The sequence below is a fragment of the Streptomyces diacarni genome (assembly GCF_003323715.1).
Taxonomy (GTDB): Bacteria; Actinomycetota; Actinomycetes; order Streptomycetales; family Streptomycetaceae; genus Streptomyces; species Streptomyces diacarni.
On the sequence record NZ_QOIN01000073.1, the window covers coordinates 14,441 to 37,317 of the forward strand.

A 22,877-nucleotide genomic window follows, 5' to 3' on the forward strand; every position below is an offset into this window, starting at 1 on the left:
CGCCGGTCCACACCGGCCCCGGGACCCCCGCCCTCAACGGTCCTCGGGGGACGGTGGCTGAGGCGGAATCACGGGTGTGGCCCGGCCCTGCGGGGCCGGGCCACGCCCTCCTCGCGTTCCGGCCTCGATACCGGCGACCACGCACTCCAGCGCGACCCCGAAGTCCCGTTCCGCCACCGGATACACGGCCTCCGCACCGGCCGCGTACTCAGGACGCGCCCCCAGCGCCGTACGCAGCGCGTCGGAACAGTCCTGCGAACTGACCCCCGCCTCGCTGCACCGGCGGTTCCAGCTCTCCTCGACGGCCGCGTGCCCGTAGACGAACGAGAAGAGAGCCGCCAGCGCACCGTCCGCCTGCTGCTCGGGCAGCCCCGAACGCAGCAGCACCCGCCGCACCCCCAGCTGGAAACCCATCGCGCTCGGCCCGACGTTCAAGAAGCTGCCCAACGTGCCCGACGCCCACGGATGACGGCGCAGCAACCCGCGCAGCGCAAACGCCGCCTGCCGCAACTGCTCACGCCAGTCGGCGCCTTCGGCCAACGCGTCCGGCACCTCCAGCTCACCCTCGACCGCGTCCAGCGCCAGTTCGAGCAGATCGTCCTTGCGATCCACATACCAGTACACCGACATGGCCGTCACGCCCAGATCCGCGGCCAGCCGGCGCATCGAGAACCTCGCCAGCCCCTCGGTGTCCAACAACCGCACCGCCGCCGCCGTGATCTTCTCCCGGTCCAGCCCCTCCGTCTGCGACGCACCGGACGCCTTGCGGCGCACCTCGGGCCGCTCCTCCAGCCACACGCTGGTCCTGCGCATCCGGCTGGTGCGGCTGCCGTCGCTCATGGCACGCCCTCCTTCGTGGGCCGGCCCGGCTCCAGAGCCGGTCTCAGGGGCGGAACGGGGCGGCAACAGTCCGGGGGAACCCGGACCGTTACCCCCTCGATGCTAATCCGTATCCGCCCCCTCATCCGCCTTCGGCGACCCGAATACCGCTATTCCGGATCCGGGCAGGGCCGGATCCGGGCAGGGGCGAGGCCGGGTCCCGGGCCGACCCGGGACCGGGACCCCCAGGGGCCCGCCGCGTGCCGGGGCCGGCTACTCCACAGGGTGCGCGGGCTGCTCGGCGGGCTTGAGGACGTAGCCGGCGCCCCGCCGGGTGTGGATCATCCGCTCACGCCCCGCGTCCACCTTCCGCCGCAGGTAGGAGATGTAGAGCTCGACGAGGTTCGCTCGGTCGCCCGGCACACCGAACCCGTCGTTCCACACTCTGTCGAGGATCTGCGACTTGCTCAGCACCCGGCGCGGGTTGCGCATCAGGAAGCGCAGCAACTGGAACTCGGTCGCGGTCAGCTTGATCGCGTCGCCACCGCGCCAGGCCTCCCGCGTCTCCTCGTCCAGCGCCAGATCCCCGACGACGAGCAAGGGGCCGCCCGCACAGGCGCGTTCGCGCGCTCCGTGCGCCGTGCGCGCCGTGCGCGCGTCGCCCGCCCCGCCGGCCAGGGGCGCCCCGTGCGCCGCGTCCGTCCCGTACCCGTGTCGCTGTACGCGCGGCGCCGCGGCCGCGCTGCTTCCGCTCCGGCTCATCCCACCACCCTCGGGCAACAGCGTGAGAGGACTCTTGGCGGAATCTGTGATTCCGCTGAGAACGAGCGGGAGCGCCCCCGGTACGCGCACTCGTACCGGGCCCGGGCCCCCGTACCGGCGCCCAGGAAACCGGAAGGCACCGACGGCGCCGACGGCGTCGACGGCGCCGGGCCGCCGGGCCGCCTAGGGTCTCCCTGTGACAGCAGTCGTAGCAGCGATGATCACGGCCGTGGTCGGCGTTCTGGGCACCCTGTTCGCCCCCGTACTCACCCAGCGCATATCCGCACGACAGCGCGCGGAGGAACGGGCCGAGACCGAACGACTCCGCCGCTTCGAGGAGCGCCGCGCCGCCTACACGTCGATGAACCGCGCCTCCCGCCAGTTCAGCACCCTCCTCAAGGACGCCCTGCACCGCCTGCGCGACGGCGTCTACACCGACCACGAGCGCACGGCTTTGGAAGAGGCCCGCCTCGAGTACCGGGACCACTACGCGGAAGCCCAGATGATCGTCCCCGAACGCGTACTGGAGGCGTCCCGCGCCGCCAACCGCGTCCTGGCCGAGGCCGACGGAGCGGTCAAACGCATCGACCGGGGCCGCCCCCTCGATGGCGAGGACCCCGAGTCGGTCCGCCACACCCTCACCGCCGAGGGCGACCCCGAGCTGGCCGCCATGCGCCACCTCATGCGCAAGGACCTGGGCGTGACCGACTGAGCCCTGTGAGGTGCCTGCACGTCACTGCGGTTGCTGTACTTCTGTGCTGGACACCGGGCCCGAGGTGTGACCGTCCGCGGATGTCGAAGTGCCGGAACGCTTCAGGCCTTCGGCTGGGTGAAGCGGATGCGGTTGCCGAAGGGGTCGCGCAGACCGCAGTCGATCCCGTACGGGCGCTCGGTGGGCTCCTCGGTGAACTCCACCCCCTTCTCGAGCAGCGTCTCGTAGGTCTTGCGGCAGTCGTCCGTGGTGAAGACGAGCCAGCCACCCATGGCCCCCTTGGTCACCAGCTCGCGTACCTGCTCGGCCGTCTCTTCCGACATCGCCGGCGCACCCGGCTTCTCCAGAAGGATCTGTCGCTCGGGGTGACCCGGTACGCCGACGGTCAGCCAGCGCATGAAACCCATGTCGACGTCTGCGGTGATCTCCAGGCCGAGCGTGCCGACGTAGAAGTCGATGGCCTCGTCCTGGTCGAGGACGTATATCTGCGACTGCGTGATGGCGTTGAACATGACACTGACACTAGCGATCAGCCGGGACGAGAACTTATCCGAAACTGCTCAGCGAGTAAGACGTGCTGTCGTCCCGTCAGGCATGCGGTCGAGTCCACGCCATCGTGAAGCACGTCGGCACGCCCACGGCAACCGCTTCCTTGCGGTACGTCCGCGGCGTCCGGCCGACGATGCCGCGGAACGTCCGGCTGAAGGTGCCGGGGCTGTTGAAGCCGACCTCGAAACTGATGTCCGTCACGCTGCGGTCGGTCTCCCGTAGCAGGAACATCGCCCGTTCCACGCGCCGACGCTGCAGGTAGTGGTGCGGTGTCTCACCGAACGTAGCCCGGAAGGTACGCGTGAAGTGGGCCTGTAACACATGTGCGACGCGGGCCAGGGCGGGGATGTCCAGAGGCTGCGCGTAGTCGCGGTCCATCACGTCACGCGCTCGGAGCATACGGCGATTGGTCTCTTCTGCAGCGCGGCTCACGGCACCAGCCGCCCGCTGGGAATCGTGGTCACTGTTTTCCCCTTCGCTCGATCGCCTGCGCCGCACCATCTCACCTGCCTCTGGCACTCAGGCGGGGACGAGGACGATCGTCTGCAAGACCTGGGCGAACGGGCAGGAGAGATGAAGGTGCGAGTGGGGCAGGAGGTCGCTTGGGGCTGTGCCGTACCGATGCTTCAAGCGTGTAGTGAGCACCACGTGGGCTGCTCTACCGGAAGAGGCCCCTGTGCTCGGATGTGGTGATCTGGAGCCGTGCCAGTGAGGCGCGACCACCGACCCGGTTGCTGTACTTCGCTGCTGTACGGCACGAAAAATCCCCGCTCCGATGATCCGGAGCGGGGCTCTTACCTGGTGTGCGCGCTCGGCAGGATTCGAACCTGCAACCTTCTGATCCGTAGTCAGATGCTCTATCCGTTAAGCTACGAGCGCTTGCTGTCCGGCTGTTTTCTTGCCGGTCGGCGTTGCGGGAACAACATTACATGACCTGCGGCCGGAGGCGAAATCCGTTCAGGGGAACCGCTCTGACCTGCGGAAACGACGGATCCGGGCGGATAACGGTGCGGCGGTGGCGCGGCACGTGCGCCGCGCACGACGCACGCAGGGGCGCACACGACGAAAGCCCCGGCCTGGGGCCGGGGCTTCGGTGATCACGCTGCGGATCAGAAGCGGAGGCTCCGGGATTTGAACCCGGGATGGGGGATCACCCCAAACCGCATTAGCAGTGCGGCGCCATAGACCAGACTAGGCGAAGCCTCCACACACACTCGGCGCGCCCGAAGAGGCGGACGAGGTGTGTGCTGATGATGGCACAGCCTCGGGGGCTGTCTCCAATCGCCCCTACCGTACTCGGTCGGCGGACCCCTGGGCAAAGCGTGAGGCCGGTCCCCTTGCTCCGCCTCTACTCCGCCTCTGCTCCGTCTCCCCCGCGGCCTCCCGGCCGGCCCGGACGGCCACGTGCCCGGACGGCGCGCGCCCGGACGGGTTTCGGGGCGCAACGGGGCGGCCGGGGCGGCGTTAACCCACAGGGGGGCGTACTCGCGGCGCCCCCTTCTCTCTCACCCCAAAGGACTGCGCGCCCCGTCAGCAGTGGGGGCGCCCCTCACTCGCTGGAGTCGCCCCATGCCGTGTCGTACCGCTCTTGCGCCGGCCGCCCTGGTATCCACCGCGGCGCGTCTTCTGTTCCTCGTCGGTGCTCTCTCCGCTGCCCCGGCGGTGGTCCCAGAAGCGTCCGCCGCCGTCCGGCCCGCCGACGAGCTCGTCTTCACCGTGTCGGACAGCGGTACGTCGCACGACGGGTCGTACACGCTGCGGTGCCACCCCCCGGGTGGCAATCACCCTTCTCCGCGGCAGGCCTGCGCGGCACTCGACCGGGCGACCTCGCAGGGCGAGAACCCCTTCGAACCGGTGTCCGCCGACGCCATGTGCACGCTGGTCTACGGCGGTCCGGCGACCGCCCGGGTGACGGGCACCTGGCACGGTCGCGACATCGACGCCAGGTTCAAGCGGGCCAACGGCTGCGAGATCGCGCGGTGGAACAGCCTGGTGCCCGCCCTCCCGCGGACCGCCTGAGACCTCCCCTTCGCCGAAGACCATCCCCCTGCGGGCCGCCTGTGATCGTCCCCCGCGCAAAAACCCATCCCCCTGCGGGCCGCGCTGCCGTCCCCCTGCGCACCGCCTCCAGTCCCTCACTCGTAGGGAGCGTCCGAGGTCCCCTCGGCCCCCTCGTTCGGGCCGTCCCGAGACCGCCCCGCGCGGCCCGCGCAGGCGGCGGCCCGCCACGTCCACAGCCCGCCGTTGCGGCGGTTACGGGCGGGCCGGCCGTGGGGCCGTCGCGGCCGGTGCTTGTGCGGGACACGGGTGGGTCCCGTGCATCCGCCGCCGCGCTCATCACCGCGGCCCGTAGACTCCCCCCTAGTGACACGCCCGGGGCGAACGGCAGACTGGCAGCCGTGACCTGACCGGACCAACAGGGAAGAAACGGGCGGAAGGTCACGAGCACGTGAGGTCAGCAGGAGGGAATTGTCGCCGTGAGCAGCAGGCCATCCCGAGGCGCTGCTCGCCTCGCCGCCATACTCGACGCCCTGCCCGACGCGCTGCTCCTGGTGAACTGCAACGGCACGGTGGTGAACGCCAACGCCATCGCGCTGGAGGCCTTCGAGACGCCGGGGACGGCGCTCGTGGGGCGCGGACTACTCGATCTGTTGCCCGAGTTCGACTCGAAGCGTATTCCGGGCTCGATGCGCCGCCCCGACGAGGCCGAACAGGCGCAAGACCGCCAGAAGCCGACCCGGATGGTCGCGCGGCGCACGGACGGCACCGAGTTTCCGGTCGAGGTGACCAGCGCGAACCTTGAGGACGGGCGGACGCCCTACGCGTCCGCGATCGACGCGGCGTTCGCCGACCATCCGAGAGGCGTCGGGTACACGGGCGACGAGTTGCTGATGCTCGTCGTGCGGGACCTGACGGGCACCCTGGACACCGAGGCGGAACTGGCGCGCCAGCAGCGGCAGACCGAGATGATCCTGCGCGCCGCCTCCGAGGGCGTCGTGGGGGTGGACACCGCGGGCCGCGTGGTTCTCGTCAACCCCGCGGCCGCGCACATGCTCGGTTACCGCGCCAGCGATCTGGGCGGTCAGGAGCTGCACCCGTTGGTGCACCACTCCCGTCCGGACGGGGCGCCACTGCCGTTCGAGGAGACCCCGCTGGCCGACACCCTGCGCTCGGGCCGCAAGCACCGGGTGCGGGCGGGGCAGGTGTTGTGGGCGAAGGACGGCCGCGCGGTGGCGGTCGACATGACGACGGCTCCGGTACGGGACGGCGATCAGCTCGTCGGTGCGGTGCTGACGTTCGCGGACCGCCGTCCGTACGACGCGGTCACCGCGCGCCAGAAGCAGTTGCGCGCCGTACTGGAGGAATCGCTGCGCGGGCCGCTGGAACAGTTGCGCGAGGAGCTGGCGTCCCTGACGTCCGATCCGGCGGCGCAGCTGTGGCCCGAGGCGAACCAGGTCCTCCACCACCTTTCCGCCGGTTATGCCCGGATGACGACGCTCGTCGACAACGTCCTGGGCTATCAGCGGTTGGACGCAGGGCAGGAGCGGCTGAGGACCGAGCCGGTGCCCATGGACGCGGTCGTTTCCGCGGGCGTCGAGGGCGCCATCGAGCTGATCGGGCCCGGGCGCGCCCAGTTCGCCGTGCACGCGCCGCCGATCGAGGCCGAGGTCGATCCCGAGCGCCTCGCTGTCGCGCTGGCGCACCTGGTCGCGGACGTGGCCGGGGTGGACGCGACGGGGCGCGCGCAGTCCGCGCCGCCGCCCGGCGCCGACCCGACGATCGTGGTCGCGGCGGCCCAGCGCGGTGAGGTCGTCCGCATCGAGGTGCGCGGCCCGTACGGCGGCGGGAGTCCGGTGCACGAGCCGCTGGTGCGGGGCATCGTCACGCAGCACGGCGGTGTGCTGCAGACGCATGAGGTTCCCGGCTCGTCGGGCGGCAGCGCGTATGTGCTGGAGGTCCCGGTCAAGGCCGTCGGCAACACGGCGCGCCCCTCCGGCGCCCGCGCCCGCCGCGATGGCGGCGGCGGTGCGAACGGGACGGACGGTACGGGGAGCACGAGTACCGCGGGCAGGAGCGTGGGCGGTGCGACCGGTGCGGCCGGTGCGACCGGTTCGGGGGGATCGGACAGTACCGCCGGCGCCGGCCGGGGCGGCAGTCACGCCCGAGGGGGCCGACGTGTGCAGGGACAGGCGGGCGCCGGCGGCGGTGAGGGCGGTTTCGGGGTGCCCCGCGTCGTTCAGGGCAGCGAACACGGCGAAACGACGGTCATGCCCATGCCAGTCGCGCGGATGCGCGGAACGGACGGGCCCGAAGCGACCGAAGGGCCCGAGGGACGCGACGGACGCGACGGGCCCGAGGGGCGCGGCCAGAGCGTTCCGGCAACGCATCAGCACACGGACCGCGCACCGGGCGGTCCCCAGCAGCCGCGGCAGCCGTCGCGCCTCCCGGGCCCGGCGGCCGACGGCCCCGCTCCGGACACCGCGGGGGACGCCCGTGCGGGCAGGAAGCAGCAGGGTGGCCGGGCTCCGGCAGCCGCCCTGGAGCCGGTACGCGATTCTCGCCAGGGCACGAGCACGGGCGGCCACGTACCCGATCCGCGCCGGAGCCTCGAACTGGGGCCCGGTCCGTCCACGCCGCCCGGTGACGGCCCGCCGGTGCCAGGCGACGGCCCGCCGGTGTCCGGCGACGGCCCGCCGGCGCTTGGCGGGCCGTCCGCGCACGACCGCGTCGGCGCAAGCGCGCAGCCCGAGTTGAGTCCTGCCCGGGTACCGGGGCGCGAGCCGCAGCCCGGCCCGTCGGGCGCCCCCGCCTCGGGGCCCGGTGCGCCGGCCGATCCCCGCTCCGGCCTGGGGCCCGCCACGCCACCTGGCTGGGGCTCCGGGACGGGTGCCGGCGTCGCGGCCGGTCCGAGTGCGCCGACGGACCCGAACGCGTCGGTCGATACGGGAACACAGAGCGACCCGAACGCGTCCGCCGGGGCAGGCGCCGCGGCCGACCCGAGGGCCGTTTCCGTCGCCGCCCCTGGGACCCCTGGTGCCGCTGGGATCCCAGGGGCGCGCGTTCCCGCGCAGGAAGGTCCCTTCGAGGGGCCGTTCGACGGTCCGTACAACGACGCCGCGCCAAGCGTGCCCCGGCCCACGGGACGGCGGCGCGGCCGGCCGAGTCCGGACGAACAACTGCCCGACCAGTCCGCCGCCGGTACCGAGGGCGCGGCGGCCGGCGACGCCGCGGGCCCTCTCGCGCTGCCGCCCGTACCCGCCCAGAGCAGGGGACGGCGCGCCCGGCGCGCACTGGCCGAGCCCGCCGAGGGGGCGGCCGCCCCGGCCTCCGCAGGCAGCGAAGAGGTCCCGCATCCGGGTCCGATCCCGCCGCCCACCACGAGCGTCGCGGAGGAGTTCGCCGGCGAAGAGGTGGCGCACGGCTCCGAGGCGGGCGAGATGTCGGCTTCCGGTGGCGGGCGCAGGGAGCGGCGCATTGCCGCGGCTCGCGCGCGGGCGCAGGCGGAGGCCGAGGCGCAGCAGGGGCCTCGACACGCCCCGTTCGCGCTCCCACCCGCCCCCTCTCCGGACGCCTCTGTCCCCTCTGTTGAGGCTTCCGCACCGACCACGGCGCCCCTCGCCCCGGGTGCAACCACACCGGAGGTCACCGCCCCGGAGGCCACCGCACCGCAGCCCACCGCGTCGGACTCCGGCGGCCGGCAGGCACTGGACGCCGGCACGCGGCAGGCGGCGGAGGAGCCGACGGGCGCCGCCGCAGGGTGGGCCGAGAACGCTGTGGACGCCGCGGACGCTGTGGACGCTGTGGACGCCACCGACTCCGAGGGTGCGCAGGAGGCGGGTCGGGCCGAGCGGCCTGAGCACGCGGTGGTCGCCGCCAGCCCGATCCTGGGTGGCGGCCCGCCTCCGCAGCAGCCCCAGCCGTCCCAGCCGCCGCAGGAGACGCACGAGACGCGGCCCGGTGGGTACGGGGACGTGGAGCACGGGCCGCGCGTGCGGACGCTGGGCCAGGGTGTGCCGTTCACCGAACGCATGGCCGAGCAGGCGGCGCAGCAGTGGCCGGGCCCGCAGGCCTCGGCACCGTCGGCTTCCTCGGCCATACCGTCCACCCCTTCCACCCCCGCGCCCCCGCCCGGCTCGGGTCGCCGCCGGAAGCTCGCCACCCCGCAGGAGCGCTCGCACGGCGGGCCCGCCCAGCCGGGATCGGTGCCGTCGGGTTCGGAGTCGTCGGAGGCGGCGCGGCCGGAGGCAGCGCCGCCGCAACCCGCCGCCCATCCCGCACCACCCGAGGCCTGGACGCCAGGACCGGCGGCCGCGGGTCCCGAGCAGGGCGCCCCGTGGACGGCCGCCGGGGGCGGACCGCTCCCCGCGGAGGCCGGGCAGCACTCGGCCGCTCCAAGCACCGGAGCGCAGCCGCAGGGCCCGGGCTCCCAGCCGCAGGTCGCGGGTCCGCAGCCGCAGGTCACCGGGCCGGGCCAGGTCGGAGGCTCCGCGCCCGTTCCGGCACCGCCGCAGGCGGGCGCCGCGGCGCAGCACCAGCCGCTGCCCCAGCCTCGGCAGCAGCCGCAGCCGCCGTCTCTTCCCGGGCCGCTGCCGGGCGCGTACGAGCAGCCGCCGCACCGTCGGATGGGCGGCGAGGACGTGGCGGAGGGGCCTGAGCCGTTGGACGGTCCTGACAGTCCCGTCGCGGTGACGGACGGCCGTGGTCCCGGCGGTGCGCCGCAGGCCATGGACGACGAGTTGCCGCCCGAGCCGTTGGACAATCCGCGGCGGCTGCTGGTCTGGCCGGAACCGGACGTCTCCACGCAGCAGGCGCTGTCCGACCGTGGCTACCGTCCGGTTCTCGTGCGCTCGCGCGAGGAGGTGGACGCGCAGATAGCGGCCTATCCGGCGGCGCTGTTCGTCGATCCGCTGACGGGTCCGATCACCAGGACGGCGTTGCAGTCCCTCCGTACGGCTGCGGTGGCGGCCGAGGTTCCGGTGCTGGTGACGGCCGGGTTGGGGCAGGCGACGCGGGAGGCGGCGTTCGGCGCCGATCCCGCGGTGCTGCTCAAGGCGCTTACCCCGCGGGACAGCGAGCAGCACCCGCCCCGGGTGCTGCTGGTCGAGGAGCGGCAGGCCATCGCGGCGGCGTTCGCGGCGACGCTGGAGCGGCGGGGTATGCGGGTCGCGCACGCCCCGACGGACTCGGAGGCGGTCAGCATCGCAGCGCAGGTGCGTCCGAACCTCGTGGTGATGGATCTGATGCAGGTGCGGCGCCGCCGTGCGGGCATCATCGACTGGCTGCGGGTGAACGGGATGCTGAACCGCACCCCGTTCGTCGTCTACACCTCGGCCGACCTGGATCCGAGTGAGCTGCCGGGGCTGGCCTCCGGCGAGACGGTGCTGTTCCTGGCGGAGCGTTCCACCAACGCGGAGGTACAGGCGCGGATCGTCGATCTCCTGACGAAGATCGGCGCGAACTGAGCGGACGCCCTCCGGGTGTGCGGGGCCGGCCGCGCACACCCGGAGGGCGGGGCTCAGAGGGTGGTCACTTCCAGTTCCCCCGCCGCGTACTGTCCGCGCAGCACCTTCTTGTCGAACTTGCCGACGCTCGTCTTCGGTACGGACGGGAGGGTGACCCAGCGTTCGGGGAGCTGCCAGCGGGCGATCGTCTCCCCGAGGAAGGCGCGCAGCCGCTCGTACGGGACGGGTTCGGTGCCCTCCTTGAAGACGACCGCGGCCAGCGGGCGTTCGCCCCACCTCTCGTCGGTGACTGCGACGACGGCGGCCTCGAGAAGGGCCTCGTGCGCCATCAGCGCGTTCTCCAGGTCGACGGAGGAGATCCACTCGCCGCCGGACTTGATGACGTCCTTGGCGCGGTCGGTGAGGGTCAGGTAGCCGTCCGGGCTGATGACGCCGACATCGCCGGTGCGCAGCCAGCCGTCGGGGCTGAACTTCTCCGCGGGGCGCAGCGGCGGCTCGTCGACTCCCCCGAAGTAGGCGTCGGCGATCCACGGGCCGCGCACCTCCAGCTCACCTGGCGACGCGCCGTCCCAGGGCGCGAACCCGCCGCCGGGCGCGGCCAGCCGGGCCTCCACGCCCGCGGGGAACCGGCCCTGGGTGACCCGGTAGGGCCACTCGTCCTCCGGGCTGAGACCGCCGGGCGGGTGGGCCAGGCTGCCGAGCGGTGAGGTCTCGGTCATGCCCCAGGCGTGGCAGACGCGTACGCCGTGCAGCTCCTCGAACGCCCGCATCATGCTGGGCGGACAGGCGGAGCCGCCGATGGTGACCGTTTTGAGGGAGGAGATGTCGCGGGGAGTGGCGGCCAGCTCGCCCAGCAGACCCTGCCAGATGACGGGCACCGCGGCGGCGTGCGTGGGCCGCTCGGCCGCGATCATCTCGGCGATCGGCCCGGGTTGCAGGAACCGGTCGGGCAGCAGCAGGCCGACCCCGGTCATGAAGACGGCGTGCGGCAGGCCCCAGGCGTTCACGTGAAACATGGGCACCACAGGCAGCGTGGTGTCCGCCGTGGTCAGGCCCATGGAATCGGCCATGTTGACCTGCATGGAGTGCAGGTAGACCGAGCGGTGCGAGTAGACGACGCCCTTGGGGTCACCGGTCGTTCCCGAGGTGTAGCACATGGCGGCCGCCGTGCGCTCGTCGATGTCGGGCCACTCGTAGCTGGTGGGGCGTCCGGCCAGCAGTTGCTCGTAGTCGTGCACGCGGGGCGCGCAGCCCTCCAGTACGGACGTGTCGCCCGGCCCGACGACGACCAGATCTTCCACCGTCTCCAGCTGGGGGAGCAGCGGTGCGAGCAGGGGCAGCAGGGTGCCGTTGACCAGGATGACGCGGTCGGCCGCGTGGTTGGCGATGAAGACCAGCTGCTCGGGGGGCAGGCGCAGGTTGAGGGTGTGCAGCACCGCGGCCATGGAGGGGATGGCGAAGTAGGCCTCCACATGGGCGCTGTTGTTCCACATGAGCGTCGCGACCCGGTCTGCGGGGCGGACGCCCAGCTCGTCCCGCAGGGCGTGCGCGAGCTGGGCGGCGCGCTCGCCGGTCGCGCGGAAGGTCGTGCGGTGCGGTTCCGCGTCACCGGTCCAGGTGGTGATCCGCGCGTCACCGTGGACGGTCGTTCCGTGGCGCAGGATGCGCGAGATGGTCAGCGGTACGTCGTCCTGCATCGTGCTCAGCACCGGGGCCTCCCGAGGTACGGCGGTTACGCGGAGCGAGCGCATGCCGCGCACGACGGGCCGAGGGCGCTTACGTGCGAGTGATGCGCTGGTTCCGCGGAAGCCTGCCACCGACCGCGCGGTATGTCACGGGGTCGCGCTGCTCAGGCTGCCAGGGGTGCCTCTGCGAGCGCGCCGTCCGGCGGCAGGTGCGGCGCGCGGGCGTGCGGCACACCCGCGTGCGCCACCTCCGCCTCGCCGCGCGCCCCCGCGGGCTTCCTGCGTTCCGGGCGTTCCGGACGTTCCGCATGGCTCTCCGCGCGGATGTCCGCGACCAGCTGCGGGTCCTCCCTCAGCTTGGCCAGGGCACGGGAGACGGCGCTCTTGACCGTGCCGACGGAGACGCCGAGCACCTCGGCCGTCCGTATCTCGCTCAGGTCCTCGTAGTAGCGCAGCACCACCATGGCGCGCTGCCGGGCCGGCAGCTTGAGCACGGCCCGCCACATCGCGTCCCGTACGGCCTGCTGCTCGGCCGGGTCGGGCTGGGGCAGCGGATCGGGCTCGGGCAGCTCGTCGCAGGAGAACTCGTCCACCTTGCGCCTGCGCCACTGGGAGGTGCGCGTGTTGACCAGCGCCCTGCGGACGTAGCCGTCCAGCGCACGGTGGTCGGCTATGCGGTCCCAGGCCAGGTAGGTCTTGGCGAGCGCGGTCTGGAGCAGGTCCTCGGCGTCGCTGGGGTTGGCCGTCAGGGACCGGGCGGTGCGCAGCAGCACCGGGCCGCGGGCCCGCACGTACGAGGTGAAGGTGAGTGGTGATCCCCCGGAGCCTGGCGGCATCGCAGGGGACCCCGCGTGCGTCGTGGAGGTGGTCCGGGGAGTCCGAACTGTCCCAGGCGTGGTCATGGCATCCACGCTAGGAGCAGCCCGCCCTCCCCGGATCGCCCCAAGGTCCCGAAGCCGCGTCCGCCTCAGGGTGTAGGGGTGGTGGTATCTACACCTCCTGAAGGTGGAGAGCGTCCGCCGACGGGATCAGGGGCGCCTCGGGGACGCCCCCCGCACCCGGGTGCCGCCCCTCATCCGACGACGGCGACGGGCGCGTCCACCAGGTTGTGGTCGACGGTCACCGTGTGCCCTCCGTACGTGCGCTTCACGTTGCCCGTGTGCTGGTGGATGCGGCGGTGCGGCTGCCACGCCTTCGGGTTCAGATTGCGCTCCTTGTCGACCGAGGCGGGCACGTGCCACCGCGCGAACCACACGGCCGTGGGCAGCCCGCGCGCCCCCGCTGCGCGGGCCTTCTCCAGGTGCGCGATGCCGTAGTTGGCGCTGCTGTAGAAGCCGGCGACGTACCCCTGTGCGCGTACCGCGCTGTTCCAGCCCTGGATGAAGCGCAGGGTGGTGTCGGCACAGCCCTTCTTCTTGTAGCGGTAGGCCTCCATGTCGAGGTAGAGGGCGCTGTTCTTGGCCATGCCGAGCTGCTGCGCACTGCGCACCGCGTCCTGCCCCTCCTGCCGGCCCAGCCCGTAGGGGTCCTTGGTGTCCATGCGGAACTTCTGCTTGTTCTTCGCGATCACGCAGGGCGCCTGGGAACCGACGTAGACGGGCAGCAGTTTCCAGCCCTGCTTGTCGACCTCGGTGACCCACTCGGCGCTCAGGTGCTTCTGTTTCGGACAGGCACGGCCGCGTCCGCCGATGTAGACGCCGACGGCACCGAACGGGGAGGGCCCCTTCCACGCGCGCATGGTGGCGGCGGACGGTGCCTGGCAGGTGTCGAAGGCGTCTCCCCTGAAGATCTGCGCACCGAAGTCGCGCGGATCGCCCGTCACCAGCGACGGCTGGTCGGCCGGTACGCCGGGGGCGCCCGGCGCGTTCGGGTCGGCGGGTGCGTCGGGTGCGCCGGGGTCGGTCAGCCCCGTCCTGGGGTCGGCAGGGTCCGCGGGCGGCACGGCGGTCCCCTCCGTACGAGGCGGAGCGGGAGTCCCCTCCGTGCCAGGCGGCGCGGTGGGCGCCTCGGAGCCGGGGGGTGCGCCACCGGGATCGGGCGGCGGTGACACGGGTCGCCGGGTCGCGGTGGCGTTGGAGGGGGCGGGGTCGGTCGGGACGGGCTCCGCACCGGCGGCCGGGAGCACGCCGCTGGTCAGTGCGGCGGCGAGCCCGGCCGAAAGGAGAGCCACTCGTCGCATCATCGGATTTGTCGTCGCCATGGGGCGAGTGAACGAGTCCCGCCGCGGCGAGCCGCACAGGCGCGCCCACCGGCTGCGGGTTTTCAGCCGTCTGGATCCGTCCCGCCACCTACCGGGTCAGCACCAGCCCGGAGGTGGGGACGCCCGTGCCCGCCGTCACCAGCACCCGCGCACATCCGTCAACCTGGTTGACGGATGTGCCACGGAGCTGCCGCACGGCCTCGGCGATGCCGTTCATGCCGTGCAAATAGGCCTCGCCCAGTTGGCCGCCGTGCGTGTTGAGGGGCAGCCCTTCCTCGGCGACGAACGCGGCACCCTCCCCGCGCCCGCAGAAGCCGAACTCCTCCACCTGCATGAGCACGAACGGGGTGAAGTGGTCGTAGAGCACCGCCACATCCATCTCGGCGGGACCCAGCCCGCTGGTGCGCCACAGCTGGCGCGCCACGACGCCCATCTCGGGGAGCCCGGTCAGCTCGTCACGGTAGAAACTGGTCATCTGTTCCTGCCCGCGTCCCGCGCCCTGCGCCGCCGCCACGATCAGTGCGGGACGGTGCCGCAGCCCGCGCGCCCGTTCCGGTGAGGTGACCACCAGGGCCTGTCCGCCGTCCGTCTCCTGGCAGCAGTCCAGCAGCCGCAGCGGCTCGACGATCCAGCGCGAGGCGGCGTGCTGCGCCAGGGTGAGGGGCTTGCCGTGGAAGTAGGCGGCGGGGTTGGTGGCGGCGTACTTGCGGTCCACCACGGCGACGTGCCCGAAGGCCTCCGGAGTCAGCCCGTAGGTGTGCAGGTAGCGCTGCGCCGCCATGGCGACCCAGGAGGCGGGTGTCAGCAGCCCGAAGGGCAGCGACCAGCCCAGCACCGCCCCCTCGGCCGACGGTTCACGCTGCTGCACACCGGCGCCGAAACGCCGTCCGGAGCGCTCGTTGAACGCCCGGTAGCACACCACCGTCTCGGCCAGCCCGCAGGCGACCGCGAGCGCCGCCTGCTGAACCGTGGCGCACGCGGCGCCCCCGCCGTAGTGCACCCGTGAGAAGAACGACAGCTCTCCGATACCGGCCGCCTGTGCGACGGTGATCTCCGGGCTGGTGTCCATCGTGAAGGTGACCATGCCGTCGACGTCGCCCGGAGTCAGCCCCGCGTCGTCCAGCGCGGCGCGTACGGCCTCCACCGCGAGGGCGAGTTCGCTGCTCCCCGAGTCCTTGGTGAACGGGGTCGCGCCGATGCCGACGACGGCCGCTCGCCCACCGAGCGTGTCTGCCGCGTACAGGCTCATGAGGAAGCCCCCTTCCGGTCGGCGGGAGAGGCACTCTTCCGGTCAGCGGGAGAGCCGCCCCTCCGGTCGGCAGGGGAGGCTCCCGAGGCGCCCTCCTGGTCGGCCGCCATGCCGAGGGTGACGGTGACCGTGCCGGTGACGTGGTTGCCGAGCCGGCCTGCTCCCCGTACGGCGACCTCGACGGTGACCGACTCCGCGCCGGGAGCGTCCGGTGCCGGAGGGGTGACGGCGGTGACACGTCCGGACAGTGCGAGGGTGTCGCCCGGATAGGCCGGGACGCCCAGCCGGATGGCCACCTTGCGCAGGACGGCGTGCGGGCCTGCCCAGCCGGTGACGTAGCGGCCCACCAGACCGTTCGTGGTCAGGATGTTCATGAAGATGTCGGGAGAGCCCTTCTCCCTGGCGGCCTCGGCGTCGTGGTGGACGTCCTGGAAGTCGCGTGAGGCCAGCGCGCCGGACACGATGAGTGTGCGCGTCACGGGTATCTCCAGCGGCGGCAGCGGTTCGCCCTCGCGGGGGTTCACATCTCCTCCCTCCATTCGGCGTCCCTGGCGGGCACCGCCAGCGCCTCTCCGAGCGCGGCCAGCAGCGCCCCCGGGGAGCCGAGAAAGGCGTCCAGTTGGCGGCCCCACAGGAAGTGCCGGTGCACGGGATGGGTGACGTCCGCTCCGACGCCACCGTGCAGGTGCTGCCCCGTGTGGACGACCCTGCGGCCCGCCTCGGCGGCCCACCACGCGGCGGTCAGCGCCTGCGTGTGCGCGGGCAGACCTGCGTCGTACCGCCAGGCCGCCTCCAGACAGGTGACGCGGATCGCCTCGGTGTCCAGGTGTGCGTCGGCGGCCCGCAGTTGCACCGCCTGGTTGGTCGACAGGGGACGGCCGAACTGTTCGCGCTGCGCCGTGTGGGCCACCGCGTGCGCCAGGGACCCGGCGCACACGCCCACCTGGAGCGCCGCGAAGACCGTACGGGCGGCCCCGAGCGTCCCCTCGTACGCACCACCGTGCCGGACGCCCCGACCGCCCTCGATCGGCTCCCCTCGGGCCCCGGACAGCTCCAGGCGTCCCGCCGCCCACGGTGCCGTCGTCTCGACCGTCGCGACGTCGACCGCTCGCTGGTCCGTCGGTACGAGAAAGAGGCGGGGCGCGCCGCCGGAGGCCTGCCGTACGGGCACCAGCACGTGGGTGGCCGCCCGCAGCCAGGGAACCACCGGCATCACCCCCGACAGCCGCCCGTCCTGCTCGGCCCTCGGCGCGGGACTCCCTTTTGCGCTCCGCCCGACCGGCGTGCACGAGGCCCCCGCGGACGAGGCTTCCGCGAAAGAGGGAAGCGCGCCGGTCGCCACCGCCGTGCCGTCCCGCAGTCCGGGCAGCAGGCGGGCACGCTGTTCGTCCGTGCCGTACGCCGCGACAGGCAGCAGGCCGAACGCACAGGTCGCCGCCAGCGGGATCTGTGCCGTGCGCCTGCCCTGCTCCTCCAGGACGAGCGCCAGGCCCACCAAGCCGATCTCCTCCACCGCGGCGAGCAGGCCCGCGCCGCACAGCGTCTTCCACAGCACGGGGTCGGTGCCGGTACCGAGCGCGGTGAGGCGCTCGTGCGTGGCCAGGTCGTCGATGATGCCGGCCGCCAGGTCGCGTGCCGCCGTCTGCTCCTCGGTGGGCGTGAAGTCCATCAGGCGGCCGCCTGCTTGGGTGCCGACCGGAAGACGGGCAGTTCGAGCGCGTCGTCCACCCGCAGGAACTCCAGCTCGACCGGCATCCCGATGCGCACCTCGTCGCAGGGGACTCCGACGAGGTTGCTGACGATCCGGAACCCTTCGGCCAGTTCCACGAGCACCACCGCGTACGGCGGGTCGAACGCCGGGAAGGGCGGGTGGTGCATGACGACGTAGGAGTAGACGGTGCCGAGTCCGGCCGACTCGGCCGCCGACCACCGCGGCGAACCGCAGGCGTTGCAGCCGGGCAGCCACGGGAAGCGCGGTGCCGCGCAGGCGTCGCAGCGCTGGAAGAGCAGTTTGTGCGCGGCCACGCCCTCCCAGAAGCCGGCGCTGTCCCGGTTGACGACGGGACGCGGACGGCGGGGCGTCTCCGACGGGGACCTTTGCGACGGGGGCCTCTCGGAAGGTCCTGCGGGGGACCTCTCCGAAGGGGCTCTCACCGCACGAGGCGTGCCCGAGGGAGACGTGGCAGGGCGGTACTTGAGGATGCGGAAGCGGTGGGTGCCCGCCGTCACCCCGTCGACGCGTACGTCCATGCGGGTCGTCACGAAATAGCCGGTGCCCAGCTTGGTCGTCTTGCGCCCGGAGACCGACTCGATCAGCGCGTCGCACGTGACCTCGTCCCCCGGACGCAACGGCTGCGCGTACTCCTGTTCGCAGTCGGTCGCGACCACGGAGGTGAAGCCGGCGTCGTCCAGCGCGCCCAGCAACGCGTCGTACGCCCCCGTGCGGCCCTCGCGCCCCGCGAGCCCGGCCATCGTCCAGACCTGGAGCATCGTCGCCGGCGCGGAACCGTCGGGCGGCACCGGGTGGCCCAGCGCCTCGCACCAGTGCCGGATCATCGGGGTGTTCACGGGATCGCGGCCCCGCACCGACGCTCCGGCAGGGCGTCCCTCGTAGCCGCGCAGCAGGTCGTACAGCGCGTCAGGGTCCCCCGGGGCAGCGTGCCGCGCCTCCGCTGCGGAACCGGGCCCGGGCGCGGCCCCGGACGCGCCCCCCGACGTGGGCCCGGGCGTGGGCTCGGACACGGCCCGTGACGTGGGCCCGGACGTGGGCCCGTCTGTGCCGCTCATCGCCGCCTCCTGACCATCCCGAGCCGCATCGTCGCGACGATCTCCCGCTGGACCTCGCTCACTCCGCCGCCGAAGGTGTTGATCTGCGCGGCTCTGTTCATCCGTTCGACCTCGCCGTCCGCGAACGCGCCCGGCGAGCCGGCGCGCACCGTCCCGGCCTCGCCCAGCACCTCCTGGCACAGGGCGTGGACCGCGACGGTGCTCTCCGTGCCCGCGACCTTCACCCCGCTGGCGTCGCCGGGGGTGAGCGTGCCCGCGCCGACGTCCTGGACGAGCCGCCAGTTGAGCAAGCGGGTCGCCGCGAGACGGGCATGCGCCTCCGCGAGTCGCGCCCGCACCCAGGGTTCGCCGATCAGACCGGTCTCGCGTACGTGAGCGAGCACGGCGTGGTAGTGGTCCTCGGCCTGCATGCCGAGCGCGGCGAGCGCCACCCGTTCGTGGTTGAGCTGGTTGGCGATCAGGCTCCAGCCGCTGTTCTCCTCGCCGACCAGGGCACCGGGAGGCAGCCGGACGTCGTCGTAGTAGGTCGCCGTGGTCGTCAGTCCGCCGACCGTCTCGATGGGCGTCCACGAGAACCCGGGTGCGTCGGTGGGCACGAGGAGGATCGAGATGCCCTTGTGCTTGGGCGCGTCGGGATCCGTGCGGCAGGCCAGCCAGATCCAGTCGGCCTGCTGGGCGTTGCTGGTGAACGTCTTCGCCCCGTCGACGCGCCAGCCGCCGTCGGGGGCGCGCACCGCGCGGGTGCGCAGCGAGGCGAGGTCCGTGCCCGCCTCCGGCTCCGTGTAGCCGATGGCGAAGACGAGCTCGCCGCTGAGGATGCGGGGCAGGAAGAACGCCTTCTGCTCCGCGGTGCCGTACTTCATCAGCGTCGGGCCGACGGTGTTGAGGGTGACCATCGAGACGGGCGCCCCCGCGCGATAGGCCTCGTCGAAGAAGACGAACTGTTCGTCCGGGCCCCGCCCCTGGCCCCCGTACTCGACGGGCCAGCCGAGGCCGAGCAGCCCGTCGGCCCCGATCCGGCGCAGCAGCGCGCGCTGCGGGGCCTCGCCGCCGTCCGGCGGGCGTAACGCGCGGAAGTAGGCGCGCAACTCGGCACGGAGGGCGCGTTGGCGAGCGGTCGGAGCGAGTCGCATTTTCTGACTGTCCGTCAGAAACGCGCGCACTGTCAACCGTCCCTCCGCACACACGACCGCGCGCCCGCGAACGGATTCGCGGGCGCGCGGCCTCAGCCCATCCCCATGAACGCCCGGCCCGTCAGGCCGGCAGGGCGCTCAGTCGGTCACCACAGGTTGTGGAAGACGACGGTGGTGGTCTCGTTGTGCGTCACGTTGGTCTGGTCCACGTCCGCACCGTTTCCGTTGACGGTGGCGTTGTTGGCGTTGTTGGTGTTGTTGCCGTCGCCCACGGCGCCCTGCACCTGCGAGCTGGAGCTCGCGTTGGAATTCGATCCGTCGTCCGCGAGAGAGCCGTTGTCCGCGTACGCCACACCGGACATGACGGCGACGGCGAACGGAAGGGCGGCGGCGGCCGCGATGACGCGGGCGGTACGGATGCGTGCCATGTTCAATCCTCCAGGAACCGTGAGTGCGCCACGAGAGCGCTCTGCACCGTAAGTGCCTTTGCGCCGCCTGCAGTTGGCCGACTGCGAGGCGGTCTCGCTGTACGACGTCGCGGATCCAGAGTTGCCCACCGCACTCCGGGTGAACCCCTCCTGTCGGGTGGTTTCCCCCGCAAGTATGACGACGTGTCGATAAACCTCCTGTACGCCCCCGACTCCGGCCTTCCACCCCGCACTCCCCCGCACTCACCGCTCCGCGCACACGTGCCCGCCCGCGCCCCCGCACACCTCTCCGACACGTGTTCCGCCGGGGCCCGGGATGCGCACCGCTACGCCCCGCACGTTGTTCTCCCGCCCTTCCCCCAGCACGATCTCCCCCGGCGGCCACCAGACCTCCTCGCTCGCCGGAGATCCCCCACCCAGCGCGCGAGACCGGGACATCCTCTGTCTGGTGTCTCCACACGGCCCCGCTGTCGCGGCCCGCACACGGCGAAGGGGCACCACCGCGCGGGTGGTGCCCCTTCGGCGAACCGGGCCTCTACTCAGGCCGCGGATCCCCAGACTGCGGAGGCGGTGGGATTTGAACCCACGGAGGTGTCGCCACCTCTACGGTTTTCAAGACCGCTCCCTTCGGCCGCTCGGGCACGCCTCCCCGCACCGCCGGTACCGGCGGTGCGGGGGACAGCCTAGCGCGTGGTCACTTGTCGCCCTTGCGGGAGCCGAGGGTCAGCTCGACGGTGTGCTCCTTGCCGTCGCGCTCGTAGGTGACCTCGACCTTTTCGCCCGGCTTGTGGGACCAGATCGTGCCGATCAGGGTGGGGCCGCTGTCGATCACCGTGTCGTCCAGCTTGGTGATGACGTCGCCGGGCTTGAGGCCCGCCTTGTCGGCCGGGCCGTTCGGAGTGACGGGCTCGCTGCCGTTCTCCCCGTCGCGCGAGATGGTGGCGCCCTTGCCCTCGCCGCCCAGCTGCACCGTGGCGCCGATCATCGGGTAGACGGGTTCGCCGGTGTCGATGAGCTGTTCGGCCACACGCTTCGCCTGGTTGGACGGGATGGCGAAACCCAGACCCACACTGCCGGCCTGTCCCCCGCCCTCCATGCCGCCACCGCCGCCGCCCGACTGGATGGCGGAGTTGACGCCGATGACCGCGCCCTGCGAGTTCAGCAGGGGGCCACCGGAGTTTCCGGGGTTGATGGAGGCGTCCGTCTGGAGCGCGTTCATGTACGACGCCTGGCTGCCCTGGCCGTCGCTGGAGGCGACCGGACGGTTCTTCGCACTGACGATGCCCGTGGTGACCGTGCCCGACAGCCCGAAGGGAGCACCGATCGCGATGGTGGCATCGCCGACGGCCACCTCGCCCGAGTTGGCCACCGGCAGCGGATCCAGCTTGCGGTCACCGACACCGCTCAGTTTGAGGACGGCGATGTCGTACCCCTGCGCGTTGCCGACGACATGGGCGTCGTACTTCTTGCCGTCGGAGAACGTCGCGGTCAGCTTGCCGCCCTGGGTGGCGTTGGCCACCACGTGGTTGTTGGTGAGGATGTGGCCTTCCTTGTCGAAGACGAAGCCCGTACCCGTGCCCTCCTCACCACCGCCGGACGAACGGATGGTCACGACGCTCGGCAGCGCCTTGGCCGCTATCCCCGCGACCGACTTGGGCGAACGGTTGAGCTTCTCGGGGTCGGCGGAGGAGCTGATGGTGGTGCTGCCGCCGTCCGAGCGGTCGGCCGCCCAGAAGCCGATCCCTCCACCGATGCCGCCGGCGACGAGCGCGGCGACCACCACGCCGACGATCAGGCCGTTGCGGCGCTTCTTGCCGCCGGGCTCCGGGCCGCCGGGGCCTGAGCCCGGAGGCATCGCCCACGGGTCGTGCGGCGGCATCCCGCCACCGCCGGAACCGCCCGGGCCCACGGGACCGCCAGGGCCGCCACCGTACGGCGGCGCGGGTGGCGGGGTCGGGTGACCCGTGCTGCCGTGACCCCAGCCGCCCGCCTGTCCCGAGCCGCCGTCTCCCGCGGCTCCGTAACCACCCGACTCGCCGGGCCCTGTCGAACCCTCCGGCCGGTACGGGTGATCGGCCCCGCCGGGCTCGGACGCGCTCATGCCGGGGCCGCCGGACATCGCGGCGGCACCCGAGGCGGCCGCTGCCCCGGCGACGGGCGGAGCGGCGGGCGGCGGCGAAGGCTGCCGCGGCGGGGCGGCCGGGGCGGGGCTCATCGCCTCCGTTCCCGCTGCGGGAGCGGGCGCGTCCACGGGCGCGGGCGCTTCGCGTGAGCCGTCCTGCGGCGACTGCACCAGAGTGTCCGTGGACGCCGGTGCCGACATCGGCGCCGGCGCCTCGGCCGGACGGGCGACTGTGTCCTGGACGGAAGTGCCGTGCTGCGTACGGCCTTCGGCCTCCGGGGGCGCGCCGGGCGAGGTGTCGGACGGGGTGTCGGCGGGGGCGGCCGTGTCGGAAGAGTCAGGGGAGGGCAGCGAGAAGTCGCCGTCCTCGCGGCTCGTCGGGGCGCCGGCGGACGGGGCCTGGACCGGCGCCGGAGGCGTGGGACCCGCCCCCGCCGCAGGCGTCACGGCAGCGCCGTCGTTCTCGGTGCTCACAGCTCACTCCTCATCAGGTACACGACATCGCAGGGACGGATGCGTTCACGTATGCGGGTATCCATGGACAGCTTTTCCCATCACACGTCAGGCCGACGTAAGCCAACGCTGAGCCTCCGCACTTCCGTCTTTACATCGGGTCAACACGGACACACTTCCCTCCCCCGGGTGGTGGGGGACCGGCCCGGGCGAACCGGCGTCAGGGCGCTGCCGACCGCTCGTCACCCACACGCCCCAGTGATTCGCACGCACGTGCTCCGCAGTCACGGGACCCAGCGTAGGCGCGCTCCTCCCGCACCGCTTCCGGAGATCCGGGGAAGCCGGATCTCCGGCACCGAATCTCAGGGGTCGGGTTTCCGGGGGGGCGGACGGAGTCCCGGTGGGGGAGTCGGCGTGGTGTCCCGGGGAGGCGGCCGGGAGGGTGCGTGCCGGCGCCCCGCGGCGGAACGGCGCGCAGCACTCCGCGCGGCGGAACCATGCGCAGCTCCCTGCGC

At 72.8% G+C, this 22,877-nt stretch carries 15 protein-coding genes, 3 tRNA genes and 2 pseudogenes; 3 read left to right on the forward strand and 17 right to left on the reverse strand.

Annotation, left to right across the window (positions count from 1 at the left end; genetic code table 11):
• Window positions 1-33: 33 nt before the first annotated feature.
• Window positions 34-840, reverse strand: a complete 807-nt coding sequence (locus DTL70_RS32495) for a TetR/AcrR family transcriptional regulator (protein WP_114025616.1) — start codon at window positions 838-840, stop codon at window positions 34-36.
• Window positions 841-1,092: 252 nt separating this feature from the next.
• Window positions 1,093-1,419: pseudogene (locus DTL70_RS32500) on the reverse strand (winged helix-turn-helix domain-containing protein); the annotation flags it as partial.
• Between the two features lie 358 nt (window positions 1,420-1,777).
• Here DTL70_RS32500 and DTL70_RS32505 point away from each other — a divergent pair.
• The gene (locus tag DTL70_RS32505; RefSeq protein WP_114025617.1) at window positions 1,778-2,293 is read left to right on the forward strand and encodes a hypothetical protein; all 516 of its coding nucleotides are present in this window, start codon (window positions 1,778-1,780) and stop codon (window positions 2,291-2,293) included.
• A gap of 101 nt (window positions 2,294-2,394) precedes the next feature.
• Here DTL70_RS32505 and DTL70_RS32510 read toward each other — a convergent pair whose 3' ends face one another.
• The 4 genes from DTL70_RS32510 to DTL70_RS32525 form a co-directional block, all read right to left on the reverse strand.
• A complete protein-coding gene (locus tag DTL70_RS32510) occupies window positions 2,395-2,805 on the reverse strand; it encodes a VOC family protein (RefSeq protein ID WP_114025618.1) in 411 nt (136 codons plus the stop codon).
• 76 nt (window positions 2,806-2,881) lie between these two features.
• The gene (locus DTL70_RS32515; protein WP_114025619.1) at window positions 2,882-3,241 is read right to left on the reverse strand and encodes a helix-turn-helix domain-containing protein; all 360 of its coding nucleotides are present in this window, start codon (window positions 3,239-3,241) and stop codon (window positions 2,882-2,884) included.
• A 407-nt stretch (window positions 3,242-3,648) separates the two neighbouring features.
• Window positions 3,649-3,721, reverse strand: a tRNA-Arg gene (locus DTL70_RS32520).
• 237 nt (window positions 3,722-3,958) lie between these two features.
• Window positions 3,959-4,048 (reverse strand) — tRNA-Ser (locus DTL70_RS32525).
• 456 nt (window positions 4,049-4,504) lie between these two features.
• On the opposite strand from DTL70_RS32525, the gene DTL70_RS32530 reads away from it, so the two are divergent.
• Both DTL70_RS32530 and DTL70_RS32535 read left to right on the forward strand, forming a co-directional pair.
• Complete coding sequence (locus tag DTL70_RS32530; protein ID WP_245980292.1) at window positions 4,505-4,861, forward strand: SSI family serine proteinase inhibitor; 357 nt, start codon at window positions 4,505-4,507, stop codon at window positions 4,859-4,861.
• Window positions 4,862-5,319: 458 nt separating this feature from the next.
• Window positions 5,320-10,305, forward strand: coding sequence for a PAS domain-containing protein (locus DTL70_RS32535; protein ID WP_114025621.1), 4,986 nt, complete (start codon window positions 5,320-5,322; stop codon window positions 10,303-10,305).
• Between the two features lie 53 nt (window positions 10,306-10,358).
• Here the strand turns inward: DTL70_RS32535 and DTL70_RS32540 are convergent, their stop codons facing one another.
• From DTL70_RS32540 to DTL70_RS32590, 11 genes and pseudogenes are all read right to left on the reverse strand, one after another.
• Window positions 10,359-12,014 (reverse strand): long-chain fatty acid--CoA ligase, encoded by a 1,656-nt coding sequence (locus tag DTL70_RS32540; protein WP_114025622.1) that lies wholly within the window; start codon window positions 12,012-12,014, stop codon window positions 10,359-10,361.
• 311 nt (window positions 12,015-12,325) lie between these two features.
• A pseudogene (locus DTL70_RS32545) lies at window positions 12,326-12,892 on the reverse strand (SigE family RNA polymerase sigma factor); the annotation flags it as partial.
• Between the two features lie 170 nt (window positions 12,893-13,062).
• A complete protein-coding gene (locus DTL70_RS32550; protein WP_245980299.1) occupies window positions 13,063-13,932 on the reverse strand; it encodes a DUF1906 domain-containing protein in 870 nt (289 codons plus the stop codon).
• Between the two features lie 346 nt (window positions 13,933-14,278).
• Window positions 14,279-15,439, reverse strand: a complete 1,161-nt coding sequence (locus DTL70_RS32555) for a lipid-transfer protein (protein WP_114025624.1) — start codon at window positions 15,437-15,439, stop codon at window positions 14,279-14,281.
• Window positions 15,436-15,963, reverse strand: coding sequence for a MaoC family dehydratase (locus DTL70_RS32560; protein ID WP_425470433.1), 528 nt, complete (start codon window positions 15,961-15,963; stop codon window positions 15,436-15,438). The genes DTL70_RS32555 and DTL70_RS32560 overlap by 4 nt, the downstream gene beginning before the upstream one ends.
• Window positions 15,960-17,108: an acyl-CoA dehydrogenase family protein gene (locus DTL70_RS32565; RefSeq protein ID WP_114025626.1), complete on the reverse strand. Its 1,149-nt coding sequence runs from the start codon at window positions 17,106-17,108 to the stop codon at window positions 15,960-15,962. Before DTL70_RS32565 ends, DTL70_RS32560 begins: the two co-directional genes overlap by 4 nt.
• Window positions 17,108-18,226 carry a bifunctional MaoC family dehydratase N-terminal/OB-fold nucleic acid binding domain-containing protein gene (locus tag DTL70_RS32570; protein ID WP_147266855.1) on the reverse strand — a complete coding sequence of 373 codons (1,119 nt, stop codon included), beginning with the start codon at window positions 18,224-18,226 and terminating at the stop codon, window positions 17,108-17,110. The genes DTL70_RS32565 and DTL70_RS32570 overlap by 1 nt, the downstream gene beginning before the upstream one ends.
• Window positions 18,223-19,359 (reverse strand): acyl-CoA dehydrogenase family protein, encoded by a 1,137-nt coding sequence (locus tag DTL70_RS32575; RefSeq protein ID WP_114025627.1) that lies wholly within the window; start codon window positions 19,357-19,359, stop codon window positions 18,223-18,225. Before DTL70_RS32575 ends, DTL70_RS32570 begins: the two co-directional genes overlap by 4 nt.
• Before the next feature lie 146 nt (window positions 19,360-19,505).
• The gene (locus DTL70_RS32580; RefSeq protein WP_114016697.1) at window positions 19,506-19,787 is read right to left on the reverse strand and encodes a hypothetical protein; all 282 of its coding nucleotides are present in this window, start codon (window positions 19,785-19,787) and stop codon (window positions 19,506-19,508) included.
• Window positions 19,788-20,349: 562 nt separating this feature from the next.
• Window positions 20,350-20,436: transfer RNA gene (locus DTL70_RS32585), tRNA-Ser, on the reverse strand.
• 45 nt (window positions 20,437-20,481) lie between these two features.
• Window positions 20,482-22,002 (reverse strand): S1C family serine protease, encoded by a 1,521-nt coding sequence (locus tag DTL70_RS32590; RefSeq protein ID WP_425470434.1) that lies wholly within the window; start codon window positions 22,000-22,002, stop codon window positions 20,482-20,484.
• Between the last annotated feature and the right edge of the window lie 875 nt (window positions 22,003-22,877).